The organism is Methylomicrobium lacus LW14 (genome assembly GCF_000527095.1).
Classification (GTDB): Bacteria; Pseudomonadota; Gammaproteobacteria; order Methylococcales; family Methylomonadaceae; genus Methylomicrobium; species Methylomicrobium lacus.
The window spans coordinates 633079-646605 of the sequence record NZ_AZUN01000001.1; the positions used below are offsets into that span (position 1 = coordinate 633079).

8 protein-coding genes, 1 pseudogene and 1 CRISPR repeat array are annotated in these 13527 nt (G+C 51.1%); of the genes and pseudogenes, 8 read left to right on the forward strand and 1 reads right to left on the reverse strand.

Annotated elements, in window-relative coordinates; all coding sequences use genetic code 11:
- The first annotated feature begins 50 nt into the window (after positions 1 to 50).
- The 8 genes and pseudogenes from cas1f (at position 51) to METLA_RS0102830 (ending at position 12824) form a co-directional block, all read left to right on the forward strand.
- Complete coding sequence (gene cas1f, locus METLA_RS0102795; protein WP_245598717.1) at positions 51 to 920, forward strand: type I-F CRISPR-associated endonuclease Cas1f; 870 nt, start codon at positions 51 to 53, stop codon at positions 918 to 920.
- Positions 917 to 4240 carry a type I-F CRISPR-associated helicase Cas3f gene (gene cas3f / locus METLA_RS0102800; RefSeq protein WP_024297105.1) on the forward strand — a complete coding sequence of 1108 codons (3324 nt, stop codon included), beginning with the start codon at positions 917 to 919 and terminating at the stop codon, positions 4238 to 4240. Before cas1f ends, cas3f begins: the two co-directional genes overlap by 4 nt.
- Before the next feature lie 23 nt (positions 4241 to 4263).
- Positions 4264 to 5514 carry a type I-F CRISPR-associated protein Csy1 gene (gene csy1 / locus METLA_RS0102805; RefSeq protein WP_024297106.1) on the forward strand — a complete coding sequence of 417 codons (1251 nt, stop codon included), beginning with the start codon at positions 4264 to 4266 and terminating at the stop codon, positions 5512 to 5514.
- The gene (csy2, locus tag METLA_RS0102810; RefSeq protein ID WP_024297107.1) at positions 5511 to 6410 is read left to right on the forward strand and encodes a type I-F CRISPR-associated protein Csy2; all 900 of its coding nucleotides are present in this window, start codon (positions 5511 to 5513) and stop codon (positions 6408 to 6410) included. Before csy1 ends, csy2 begins: the two co-directional genes overlap by 4 nt.
- Positions 6411 to 6413: 3 nt before the next feature.
- Positions 6414 to 7430 (forward strand): type I-F CRISPR-associated protein Csy3, encoded by a 1017-nt coding sequence (gene csy3, locus METLA_RS0102815; RefSeq protein ID WP_024297108.1) that lies wholly within the window; start codon positions 6414 to 6416, stop codon positions 7428 to 7430.
- A gap of 3 nt (positions 7431 to 7433) precedes the next feature.
- Entirely contained in the window at positions 7434 to 8018 is a 585-nt protein-coding gene (cas6f, locus tag METLA_RS0102820) for a type I-F CRISPR-associated endoribonuclease Cas6/Csy4 (RefSeq protein WP_024297109.1), read from the forward strand.
- Positions 8019 to 8149: 131 nt separating this feature from the next.
- Positions 8150 to 11840: a CRISPR direct-repeat array (repeat unit 28 nt; unit sequence GTTCGCTGCCGCGCAGGCAGCTTAGAAA).
- A 300-nt stretch (positions 11841 to 12140) separates the two neighbouring features.
- Positions 12141 to 12547: pseudogene (locus tag METLA_RS20470) on the forward strand (type II toxin-antitoxin system RelE/ParE family toxin).
- The gene (locus METLA_RS0102830; RefSeq protein ID WP_024297110.1) at positions 12507 to 12824 is read left to right on the forward strand and encodes a helix-turn-helix domain-containing protein; all 318 of its coding nucleotides are present in this window, start codon (positions 12507 to 12509) and stop codon (positions 12822 to 12824) included. Before METLA_RS20470 ends, METLA_RS0102830 begins: the two are co-directional and overlap by 41 nt.
- Positions 12825 to 12971: 147 nt before the next feature.
- On the opposite strand, the gene sufT is transcribed toward METLA_RS0102830, so the two are convergent.
- Positions 12972 to 13520: a putative Fe-S cluster assembly protein SufT gene (sufT, locus tag METLA_RS0102835; RefSeq protein WP_024297111.1), complete on the reverse strand. Its 549-nt coding sequence runs from the start codon at positions 13518 to 13520 to the stop codon at positions 12972 to 12974.
- Between the last annotated feature and the right edge of the window lie 7 nt (positions 13521 to 13527).

Genomic DNA, 13527 nt, shown 5'->3' on the forward strand with positions numbered 1-13527 from the left:
TCTTACACTCCAAACGTGCCAACATTTATTACCTGGAAAAATGCCGGGTGATGCAAAAAGATGGCCGCGTACTCTACCTGACAGAGTCCAAGGACGAGAATCTCTACTGGAACATCCCCATAGCCAATACCACGGTCATCCTGCTCGGCACCGGCACCTCCATCACCCAAGCGGCGATGCGCATGCTGGCCAGCGCCGGCGTACTGGTCGGCTTTTGCGGAGGCGGCGGCACGCCGTTGTTCTCCGGCTGCGAAATCGAATGGCTAACGCCGCAAAGCGAATACCGGCCCACCGAATATATCCAGGGCTGGCTTAAATTCTGGTTCGACGACGCCCAACGCCTGGCTGTCGGCAAAGCCTTTCAACAAGCCCGCATTGAATACATCCGGCGCGTCTGGGACAAAGACCGAGAACTCAAAGCGGAGAATATCTTCATCGACGATAGCGCCATCGCTAACGCCTTGGACAGTTATGCCAACAACATCGAAAGCGCCGAAAAAGTCGGCGATCTGCTGCAACGCGAAGCCCTGCTGGCCAAACAACTCTACCGCTACGCCGCCAAAACCACCCAGCAAAGCGAGTTTACCCGCGACCATCAAGCCACCGATCTTGCCAACGGCTTTTTGAATCACGGCAACTACCTGGCCTATGGCCTGGCCGCCACCACGCTGTGGGTGCTGGGTATCCCGCACGGCTTTGCGGTCATGCACGGCAAAACCCGGCGCGGTGCCCTGGTGTTCGATGTCGCCGACCTGGTCAAAGATGCCATCATCCTGCCCTGGGCGTTTATCAGCGCCAAGGAAAAGACCAGCGAACAGGAGTTTCGCCAGCAATGCCTGCAAAAGTTCACCGAACACAAGGCGCTGGATTTCATGTTCGAGCAAGTTAAACAACAAGCGCTGCGGGAAACCCAACCATGATGGTGACCTTCGTCAGCCAATGCCAGAAAAAAGCCCTAAACCGCACCCGCCGCGTACTCGACGCCTTCGCCAACCGCATCGGCGACAACACTTGGCAAACCGTGATTACCGAAGACGGCCTGATCGCCGTCAAAACCCTGCTACGTAAGACCGCGACCAAAAATACCGCCGTGGCCTGTCATTGGATACGGTCAAGGAGCAGGAGTGAGTTGGTTTGGATTGTGGGGAATCGGAGGCGGTTTAATGCCGAAGGGATAGTGCCGGTGAATAGCACCCAGAAAAACTTGATGAATAGCCAATGGGAGAATGATTGGCAATATTTGCCTGCTATCAAAGCCTTGGTGGCGATTGCGGCATTGCTGCATGATTGGGGCAAAGCTACGGCACTCTTTCAAAGCAAGCTTAAAGCCTCTACCAAACTGGGTGATCCATTACGCCATGAATGGATTTCCTGTTTGCTATTAAACGCTCTGGTTCAACATGCCGGAGACACGGATGAAGGCTGGTTGCAGTTATTGGCTGGCGGAGAACTCAACGAGCAAGCACTAAAACAAGTTGTTATTGGTAACAACCCCAAGCCATTAGACGCTTTACCTCCTATTGCTCAGCTGGTGGGTTGGCTTATTCTGACCCACCACCGTTTGCCTTATCGGGATAATCCAAAGGAGGACGCAGGACAAACTAGAGAAAGCCGGCAAAGAATGCTGAAAAGCATCACTTCGGCTTGGAATTATCAAAATAAAAACGATGATGAAAAAAGACTAAAAGCCTGTTTCGAGTTTCCCGAAGGCCTACTTAGCCAGTCAACGCCATGGCTCAAGCAACTCAAAAAATGGTCGACTAAATTACTGCAAACCCAGCCGCAAATCCAGCAGCTATTGGATAACGGCGCTTACCGACTGCTGCTGCATCATGCCCGACTCAGCCTGATGCTGGGCGATCATTACTATTCCTCTTGCGATGCCGATAAGAGCTGGAAAAGCGAGATTTCGCTCTTCGCTAACACCGACAAGCAACACAATCTCAAGCAAAAGCTGGATGAGCATTTGGTTCATGTCAGCGATCATGCCTTACATATCAGCCAAACACTGTCGCGGTTCACTACCGATATGGCTGCGGCTTACGACATAAAAAATCTAAAACAGAAAAGCCCAAAAGGCTACGAATGGCAAGACAAAGCCGTCGAAAAAATCACCGGCTTTAAAAACGAGCAGCAGGCATTCAACGATAAAGGCTATGGTTGGTTTGTGGTCAATATGGCCAGCACCGGATGCGGAAAAACCGTTGCCAACGCCAAAATCATGAGGGCGTTATCCAGCGATGGTGAAAGTTTACGCTTTATCTTGGCGTTGGGCTTGCGTACCTTGACCTTGCAAACTGGAGATGAATACCGTGATCGTATCGGCCTGAAAAGCGACGAACTGGCGGTTTTAATCGGTTCGTCAGCCGTTAAGGAGTTGCACGAAAAAGCCAGGCAGCAACACGAAGAGCTGCCGACCTATGAAGAATCCGGCTCCGAGTCGATGGAAACATTGTTGGAAGAAGATTTGGATTACGCCGAGGCTCCCACCGCCGAATTTTTGGATGCGGTGATTCCGAAACATAACCCCAAACTGGCCGAGAAAAACAAAGCCTTTCTGTACAAGCCGGTTTTAGCTTGCACCATAGACCATATCATTGCGGCAACAGAAACCATCCGCGGAGGCAAATACATTTTGCCCTGTTTGCGCTTGCTGTCTTCCGACTTGGTGATTGATGAAGTCGATGATTTTGACGGCAAGGATTTAATCGCCATTGGCCGCTTGATTCATCTGGCCGGCATGTTGGGGCGCAAAGTGATGATTTCATCTGCCACAATTCCGCCGGCATTAGCCGAAGGTTTTTTCAACGCCTACCAGGCAGGCTGGACACTACACAGCCATTTTAAGGAAGCTCATCCCCATATCGCCTGTGCCTGGGTCGATGAATTTGGTACCGAGGTTCACAGCCTGGAGAAAAACGACGCAATAACACGCTGCCAAAGCTATCGGGAGCTTCATCGACAATTCATCGGACAGAGGGTAGCCAATTTACAAAAACAATCCGTCAAGCGCAAAGCCTACATCGTCCGTTGCGACGATTTGTTAGCAGAGAAAACCGATCAAGCCTCTCTACAACTGCACTATTTTGAAAAGATAAAACAAACGGCTATCGAGCTACACCAACAACACTATACGGTTGACGAAAAAACCGGCAAGCAGGTGTCGTTCGGCGTCATACGCATGGCCAATATCCCGCCCTGCATCCAACTAAGCCATTTTTTACTTCAGGCCGACTGGGACGAGGCGATTGCGCCCAAAATCATGGCTTACCACAGTCGTCAAGTGCTGCTGTTGCGTCATCAGCAAGAACAACATTTGGATGCGGTGCTAAAGCGCAAAGAACAACCTGGCGTAATGCCGGCTGCATTCAACAATCCGGTGATTCGAGAGCATCTTGCCACAACGGCAGCCCAGCATGTGCTATTCATCCTGATAGCAACGCCGGTCGAAGAAGTAGGGCGAGACCATGATTTTGATTGGGCAGTTATCGAGCCGTCCTCCTATCGTTCGATTATCCAGCTTGCAGGTCGGGTACGCCGTCACCGGCAAACCGGCGTCGAGCGGCACAATATCGCGATCATGCAATATAACCTGAGAGCGTTACGTCACGAAGGCAAGCCGGCTTATTGCCGTCCAGGCTATGAAGTTAATAGCTTAAGGCTGGTTTCGCACGATTTGCGTCAGTTGGTCGATGAGGCGGCGTTAAACGCCGCTATCAACGCCATTCCACGGATACAGCAACCCGAAAACCTACGGCCCAAACAGCAATTGGCAGACCTGGAGCATCAGGCCATGCATATCAGCCTGACCCAATACCAAGGCAAGGGCCCGCAAGGTTTACAAGCATGGCTAAGTGAATGTTGGTGGCTAACGGCTGTGCCGCAACAGTTAAACCGTTTCCGTGAAAGCAATCCCGATATAACGCTGTATTTGGTTTGGCAGGATGGCAAGGCGGTATTTTGTGAAAAAAACGAGAGAGGCGCGTTTATTCCGCGCGAGCAGATCAACAACATTCAGCTGGCAGAGCCAATCGCAGAGGCGTTGCGCCGCAAGTTATGGCTGGAAAGAAGCTATGAAGCCGGCCTTCGTCAGCTACTGGATAACGGTAACGAAGAAATTCAAGAGGAGAAAATGATGGAAATAAAATCAAGGCGATTTGGCGAAATCACTGTGCCTGACCGAGAAAGTCAATCACTGGTTTATTCGGATCAGTTTGGGCTATTTAACCGAATCGCATAATCACTATATGGAAGACATAGTTTATGAATCAAAACATCTCTGATTTTTTCGCTGATCGAAAAGCAACTTGGCTCAAGGCCAAGTTAAAGCCATCCATAACTGCGGAAGAGCAAGCTCAACTCCAGCAAGAAGCGAAAGAAAAATTTGCCCTAGCCAATTGGCTGCCCGATGCGGCAAAGCGGGCTGGCCAGCTCACGATGGTCAGCCATCCCAGCAAATTCAGCCATCCCAGCGCCAAAACCTCTTCGGTTATTGCCAAAAGCAGCCAAGCTGATGACGGGTATTTGCGTAGTGGCAATGTCGACTATGAATTAGACGTTTTCGGCAATGCGGCGGCAATGGATGTGTATAAATTTCTCAGTTTATTATTGGATGACGGCAAAACTGTTTTAACGCACTTGGAGGAAGATAGTGCGGCGATCAAATCGATATTCACCTTGCCGACAGCAAGCTATGAAAGTTTAAAACTAGGTTTAACCAGTATTAAACAACTGGATGATTCGAATAAAACCGATCATTTAGTCAAGCAGGTGTATTTCCCTGTAGGCGACGATTACCACCTGCTTTCGCTATTAACTCCTTCCGGCTTGCTAACCCAGGTTAAAAGCCGCATCGATGCGATACGTTTTTCCGAACAAACCAAACAAGCTAAGGACTGCCGCAGAAAGAACGAATACGATGCGACGGGATACGATGACTTATTCGATTTGACAATTACCGCATTCGGCGGCACGCAGCCGCAAAACGTCAGTGTGTTAAATAGCCAAAATGCAGGTCGAGCCTATTTGCTGACAAGCGCTCCACCAACAATCAAACAGCGTCAGATTCGTTTGCCTACCCGGAGTTTTTTCCGGAACAGTTTGGGTATCAGGCTGTTCAAGGATTATTTTCAGCCGTTAGATAAACTCATTAGAACCGGCGTAAACAACGTTCATGTCCGTGAAGGCATCCAGAATTGCCTTAAATACATCATCGACCAAGTTTTGCAACGCGCTTTTAGAGTGAGGGCATACGGCACAGGTTGGTCATCCACAGAACACTACCAATCATTACCGCTTGCCCAGCGTATTTGGCTGGACGATGCCTATATAGGTCAGCGGGAAAACCAGGACGACTGGCTTGAAGATGTGGTCGGTAGTTTTACGCGCTGGATACTCGATACCTACGAATATCTTTTCAAAGAAACCTATATCAAACTGAGCGACCACGAGTTGCGCGAGATTAGGGGGATCGTGGAACAAGCCGTCGCCAGCGACCGGGAGTTTTTCAAATGAGACGATTTTTATTACTGCCGCACATCAAAATCCACAACGCCAACGCCATGAGCAGTCCCTACACCATCGGCTTTCCGGCCATGACCGCATGGCTTGGCGCGGTGCATGCGTTGCAGCGGCATTTGCATCAACACGGTTTGCGTGATGTCCAGCTTACCGGCGTGGCGGTGAGCTGCCATCAGTTCGATTTACAGACCTACAAAGGTTCAGGCGATTTTGTCCATTCCATCGTCGGTACTGCGAATCCGCTAGATAAAGACGGCAGCCGGCCAGCGTTTATCGAAGAAGCCCGTTGCCACTTGGAAGTATCGCTGTTGGTCGAATACCAAGGGCTCGATAGCGACGACTTGGACCAGTTTAATAACGAGGTCAATACCCAATTGCTGCGCATGAAATTCGCCGGGGGCGATGTGTTATCCGCTAAACCGGTTGAGACGCTTGCGGTCGATGAAGACAACGATCAAGACATCAAGAAAGTAATAACAAAGCTGATGTTAGGTCATGTGCTGATCGAGCGGCGCGATTTGATGATGCAAACCATGCAGGAGGAGGGCAAAGACGCATTGGACGCCTTGCTCGATCACCTGAAAGTCATGCACCGAGCCAGTCAGGATGATGATGGCAAGGTGACATGGACGAGTGCCCGCAAAACGACGGGTTGGTTGGTGCCGATTGCTACTGGATTTCAGGGCATTTCTGAGCTTGGAACCGCCAAGCATCAACGCGATACCCAAACGCCGCACCGCTTTGCCGAAAGCGTGGTCACGCTTGGAGAATTTGTTATGCCTTACCGCATCAAGGCCTTGGACGACATGCTTTGGCAATACCGTGTCGACGCCGAACAGAATTTGTACCTTTGCCAAACCCTTACAACCTCAAATATCCTCGGAGATTAACAAATGGCGATTAAAAACGATGCAACCGTATTGGCTTTCGAGAAAAAATTAGTGCCTTCGGACGGTTACTTATACGGTACTAACTGGAATGAACGCAGCACATCCAATTCAATGCCCCTAAAACTGATTGAAAAATCGGTTCGCGGCACGATTTCAAATCGCTTGAAACCGGCTGTCCAAAATGACCCGTTGAAACTAAACGCCGAAGTCGAAAAACCCAATCTGCAAAAAGTGGATGCGTGTGCCCTCGGTGAGGGTCAAGACACGCTGCGCCTTTCTTTCACGCTTAAAGTATTAGGCGGCGTCGATAAACCTTCTGCCAGCAACGGCCCCAATTTTAACGAATCCTATCCGAAAGTGGCGCAAGCGTATATCGAACAAGAAGGCTTTAACGAACTGGCAAAACGCTACGCCAGCAACATTGCCAATGGCCGCTATTTGTGGCGTAACCGCGTCGGGGCGGAAAAAATTGAAGTCATTGTGAATACCGGTGATGACACGCCCTTAACCTTCGATGCGAAACAATTTTCGTTACGTAACTTCGACTCTTCCAATCCGGAACTGCAAACCCTGACAAATAAAATCGCCGATGCCCTTAGCGGTAAATTAGCGTATTTGCTCATTACGGTGGATGCCTACGCCTTGGTCGGTAAAGCCCAAGAAGTCTATCCCAGCGAAGAATTGGTGTTGGATAAAGGCAAGGGCGACAAAAGCAAAATTTTGTATCACGTAAACGACGTTGCCGCCATGCATTCGCAAAAAATCGGCAATGCCCTTCGTACCATCGACACCTGGTATCCCGATTTTGACGAAGCGGAAATTGGCCCAATTGCCATAGAGCCTTACGGTGCAGTGACCAATTTAGGAAAAGCCTTCCGCACCCCAAAAGAAAAAGCCGATTTTTACACGCTATTTGATCGTTTTGCCTTGGGTGAAAAACTGGCAGACAAAAACCAGGAACACTACGTCATGGCGGTGTTAGTACGCGGCGGAGTATTCGGGCAAAGCGGCAAGGATTAGGCTATGCGCTTTTATTGTGAAATTACGTTACTGCCAAACCCCGAGGTCAATCTCAACTTCCTCTGGTCCAAAGTCTTCCAACAAATCCACTTGGGACTCGTGGAAATGCAGGATGACCGTAAGCAGGTGCCGATTGGGATTAGCTTTCCCGAATATGTGACAGGTGAAAAAAATAGCGCGCTGGGCGGCAAGTGCCGGCTGTTTGCTCAAGACGAAACCACGCTGGATCGGTTTGACGCCGCAAAGTGGCTGGATCGGCTGAGCGATTACGTGCATTGCACGCGCATTCGCCCGGTGCCGGAGAAGCTTGCGGGTTACGCGATTTACCAACGCCAGCAACCCAAAACCAACAAAGAGCGTTTGGCTCGACGTTATGCGGTTCGGCATAAGGTCAGCTACGACGAGGCTTTGCGGCACTATGGCGACATGGCTCCGATTCGCATTCCCACGCCATTTATTCGTCTGAAAAGCTTGAGCAGCGAGCAAACCTTTTGTTTGTGGATTAAAAAAACCTTGGTCTCGGAATCCTCGGGAACCTGTTTCAGCAGTTACGGCCTAAGCGCCACGACTGCTGTCCCGGAATTTTGACCCAATTTTTTGCGTTCTTTAAAAATGTGATAAAAGTCAGTCAGTTGCGTGATGCAGTTTTCGGGATGGGTAAATCGGGTTAAATCTTCTTAAAACCGCTACGCAACTGGCTTCGAAGTTTTTTATAATCAGTTCGCTGCCGCGCAGGCAGCTTAGAAACCATCACACCAAAGAGCAAAAAACCGCTGGTTGTTCGCTGCCGCGCAGGCAGCTTAGAAATCCAGAATGTTGCGTCTGAAACGCCCATTGTTTGTTCGCTGCCGCGCAGGCAGCTTAGAAAACTATCGTAGAGAGTTAATGTCGCGTCACGGAGTTCGCTGCCGCGCAGGCAGCTTAGAAACCTTGGTTCTTCACGATTTCGACGGTATAGCCGTTCGCTGCCGCGCAGGCAGCTTAGAAATTACACGGTTTCAGTTCTTCATTCGGAATTTAGTTCGCTGCCGCGCAGGCAGCTTAGAAAAACCGGGCGTTGAATATGCCAATTTACCATTTGTTCGCTGCCGCGCAGGCAGCTTAGAAAATACTAAAGTGTGAGTGTTACTTGCACTTCTCGTTCGCTGCCGCGCAGGCAGCTTAGAAAATTGCCGCCGCTATCAGTACCTCAGCCGGATCGTTCGCTGCCGCGCAGGCAGCTTAGAAATTCTAGCTGTTTTCATCACAACCTTATCCACAGTTCGCTGCCGCGCAGGCAGCTTAGAAAGCCAACAGATGTATTTTTATTGCAGTCAGGAAGTTCGCTGCCGCGCAGGCAGCTTAGAAAATCAGCATGAAGGGTTCGGCGTCGGGTTTCGCGTTCGCTGCCGCGCAGGCAGCTTAGAAAATCAGCGGCGAACCGAGGCGGGCCGGGTGGTTGTTCGCTGCCGCGCAGGCAGCTTAGAAAACAAGCTAAAAATAGATTGGAATAGCGAATCGGTTCGCTGCCGCGCAGGCAGCTTAGAAAATTGGGGCCAATTGTTTGGTGTAAAACGTTGAGTTCGCTGCCGCGCAGGCAGCTTAGAAAGACTATCTGTTTAATGGTTGCCATCGAAAATTGTTCGCTGCCGCGCAGGCAGCTTAGAAATTTCCGAGCTGCTGCGCAATCTGCCGGTCGAGGTTCGCTGCCGCGCAGGCAGCTTAGAAATGTTTGTTGCCAGACGGCGTATTTGTCGTTGCGTTCGCTGCCGCGCAGGCAGCTTAGAAATACCAAAGCAGCGCGCATTACCAGCTCTATCGGTTCGCTGCCGCGCAGGCAGCTTAGAAAAATCCACTGCCACCGGCAAGCACACGGCCAGCGTTCGCTGCCGCGCAGGCAGCTTAGAAAGGATCGAGGCGATGCCTGCCGCCGGCGACATCGTTCGCTGCCGCGCAGGCAGCTTAGAAAACATAAAATAGAAGCGAGACTCGCCCATATTAGTTCGCTGCCGCGCAGGCAGCTTAGAAAATTATGACAGATAAAGCCGAATCCGTTGCTTTGTTCGCTGCCGCGCAGGCAGCTTAGAAAATGTAGTCGGCCAGGCTAAACGGTTTGTCGATGTTCGCTGCCGCGCAGGCAGCTTAGAAATGGATCAATTCGTGCGGCTCGCGGTTGAATTCGTTCGCTGCCGCGCAGGCAGCTTAGAAATGGAAGCCGCCGCGTACCGCATTACGGACAACGTTCGCTGCCGCGCAGGCAGCTTAGAAAACAGTCTGAGCGTTAACCTCGACAATCTCTGGGTTCGCTGCCGCGCAGGCAGCTTAGAAAACATCACGGATAAACGGCACCGTTTTGCCGACGTTCGCTGCCGCGCAGGCAGCTTAGAAAATCCTTCAGCGTCGGGTGACGCAAATTCATCGGTTCGCTGCCGCGCAGGCAGCTTAGAAAATTATAAAATGTGGTGCCAGCAGGACACGCACGTTCGCTGCCGCGCAGGCAGCTTAGAAAGCCACGAGCATCTTTGCAGGCAGAATGAGCTAGTTCGCTGCCGCGCAGGCAGCTTAGAAATAAGCGCGTTTCTCAATCAGGCTTGGTCTTCTCGTTCGCTGCCGCGCAGGCAGCTTAGAAAGCAACAGAATCGAGATACGACTGATTATTTGAGTTCGCTGCCGCGCAGGCAGCTTAGAAATGATGGTGGTTTATTAAATCTTGGTTGTTCCTGTTCGCTGCCGCGCAGGCAGCTTAGAAAATTATAAAATGTGGTGCCAGCAGGACACGCACGTTCGCTGCCGCGCAGGCAGCTTAGAAAGCCACGAGCATCTTTGCAGGCAGAATGAGCTAGTTCGCTGCCGCGCAGGCAGCTTAGAAATAAGCGCGTTTCTCAATCAGGCTTGGTCTTCTCGTTCGCTGCCGCGCAGGCAGCTTAGAAATGATGGTGGTTTATTAAATCTTGGTTGTTCCTGTTCGCTGCCGCGCAGGCAGCTTAGAAAATCGCGTAAATTTCCGAGGTCGGGAAGTGGAAGTTCGCTGCCGCGCAGGCAGCTTAGAAAAGCAGATCATAAATATTGACGCCATCGCTCCAGTTCGCTGCCGCGCAGGCAGCTTAGAAATTGATGAAATCCACTTCGGCCAGCGGATTTTCGTTCGCTGCCGCGCAGGCAGCTTAGAAAAAAGAAAAACAAAATACCCCGCATACGACCAAGTTCGCTGCCGCGCAGGCAGCTTAGAAATTTCCGAGCGTATTGCTAGCGTATCCGAAGGAGTTCGCTGCCGCGCAGGCAGCTTAGAAAACCAGCTCACCACGGTAAGGATTGAAGCGCCCGTTCGCTGCCGCGCAGGCAGCTTAGAAATATGCCTAGCGCCGTTAATACTCTGGCAGCAAGTTCGCTGCCGCGCAGGCAGCTTAGAAAACAGTAGAGAAGACCATGCTTAACAGAATGATGTTCGCTGCCGCGCAGGCAGCTTAGAAAATTCCCGGCAGAGTCGGTCAGCGACATTGTATGTTCGCTGCCGCGCAGGCAGCTTAGAAATGGATCGGATCATCCAGCGAAAACGTGCTCGGGTTCGCTGCCGCGCAGGCAGCTTAGAAACTGTTTACAATGTGCGGGCCGTGCCGCTGGAAGTTCGCTGCCGCGCAGGCAGCTTAGAAATACATCATGCTCAGGAATGCCGGCATCGGGCCGTTCGCTGCCGCGCAGGCAGCTTAGAAAAATCTTTGCCGAGGTGATCGAGTCTGCCGGTGGTTCGCTGCCGCGCAGGCAGCTTAGAAAAATCTGCGCATGCAGCAAATGCTAGATGAGTCGTTCGCTGCCGCGCAGGCAGCTTAGAAATTACCCATAGGCAAAGTCCATGCGTTAACCTTGTTCGCTGCCGCGCAGGCAGCTTAGAAAGCCTACCTGACCGTTCCAAATCGTTCGGCGAAGTTCGCTGCCGCGCAGGCAGCTTAGAAAAGTCTCGATATTCGGAAAGGCGCTCACGCTGCGTTCGCTGCCGTGCAGGCAGCTTAGAAATCTGATGCGGGCAATGTTACATCAGGAGAACCGTTCGCTGCCGTGCAGGCAGCTTAGAAAAATGATCCGATGGAACGACACCGCATCCGAGCGTTCGCTGCCGTGCAGGCAGCTTAGAAAGATCGCGTGTTGTACAGATCCCAGTTCAGCCCGTTCGCTGCCGTGCAGGCAGCTTAGAAAACCGGATCGGCCAGGCGCATAAGGTGGTCTATGTTCGCTGCCGTGCAGGCAGCTTAGAAACATCTGGTCGATCCCCATGAACGTGCCGCGCCGTTCGCTGCCGTGCAGGCAGCTTAGAAAAACGCGCTGGAGGCAGTCACCGCGCCGTCCGGGTTCGCTGCCGTGCAGGCAGCTTAGAAAAGCGACGTCAACCGCGTCAACGCGATCATACCGTTCGCTGCCGCGCAGGCAGCTTAGAAATATGACGATGTATGAATAGTTGACCTATGTTAGCCTCCGTTCCCCACGCCCGAGGGGATGAACGGACGTTAAAAATTTTCCAATACTTGGCGTGATGGTAATTTTACAAATCCATTTTATAACAAATACTTAAGTAGTATCATAGAAAAAATTGCATGCCATTTTTGTTCAAAAACTGGCAAAACTTCAACGCCATTTTCAGCCACACCTTACTTATAGGCTATTGCTTTATGTAGTACTAAGTACCATAATAAATTAAAATGGATCTTTATGTAGCCATCTTAAAACGGAGTTTTAGGCATGAGGGTTTACAAAACTAAATTTTTCGATAAATGGGCAAACAAAGAAGGCTTGAGCGATCAAGCACTTTGCAGCGCTGTTAATGAAATGTCCAGCGGCCTGTTTGATGCTGATCTTGGTAGCGGACTTTTTAAAAAGCGTGTCGCCGGGAAGGGAAAAGGCAAAAGCGGCGGGTTTAGAACCCTGGTGGCCACAAACAGAGGAGACCGCTGGTTTTTTATTTTTGGTTTCCCCAAAAACGCCGTAGTAATATCGACAAAGACGAAGAAAAGGCATTAAAAAAACTTGCCGATGAGCTACTGTCTTATACGCCAGTAGCCATTGAAAAAGCCCAAAAGGCAAGTCAACTAATTGAGGTGGAGTGTAATGAGAAAAACAAAGTCAATGATTCTGGAGGCCGTTCATGAAACAGCAAAAGGGCTGCATGATGCTGGCGTTATGGATAAAGTCACCATGCGCGAGTTTGACCAACTTTGTATACCGCCAGTGGACACCCTTTCACCGGAAGAAATCAAACAGCTTCGTGAATCATTCAAGCTTAGCCAAGCTGTGTTTGCATCGATGCTGAACATCAAAACGCCCACAGTTCAAAAATGGGAAATTGGCGCCAAAAAACCAAGCGGAACTGCGTTAAAACTTCTGCGATTGGCCAAAACCAAGGGCATCGAAATCTTAATGGCCTAATTATTCATAAAAGCGCCAGCGCGGCCGACTTCTTTGCCGGACTGGTTTTGTAAACCCGTCCGTATCGTTTCAAGTCATCGCTTAGCAAAGATGACGATCGCACGCTAAGCGCGCACAACTGGGAGCGATGCGATAATACTGTCTGGATTAATACAGTCCTAACTGCAACTGTGCGACCTCCGACATCATCTCGCGCGACCAAGGCGGATCGAGCACGACTTCGACGATCACATGATCGACGCCGGGCAGGGCGCGGATGCACTTTTCGACATCGCTCTGGATCACCGGGCCCATGCCGCAGCCGGGCGCGGTCAAGGTCATGCGGACGTGCACGTCGTTCAAGTGGTCATCGACCGGGGTGACCTTGCAGGAATACACCAGACCGAGATCGACGATGTTGACCGGGATTTCCGGATCGTAAACCGTCTTCATCACTTCCCAGCAGTTTTTCTCGACCGCCTCGGGACTGGTGTCGGAAACCAGCGTATGCAGCTCGTGGGTTTCCTTGCCGAGCGCGTCGGCGTCGCTGCCGGCGATCCGCACCATGTGGCCGAACTGGGTCACGACCGTGTAATTGTTGCCGAGCGACTGATGAATCACGACCGTTTCGCCCTTTTTCAGGGTGTCGGGAACGCCGTCCGGTATCGTAATGATGTTGACGTCGCGGGTTAGGACAAAGGCTTCTCGTTCAGACATAAAGGTG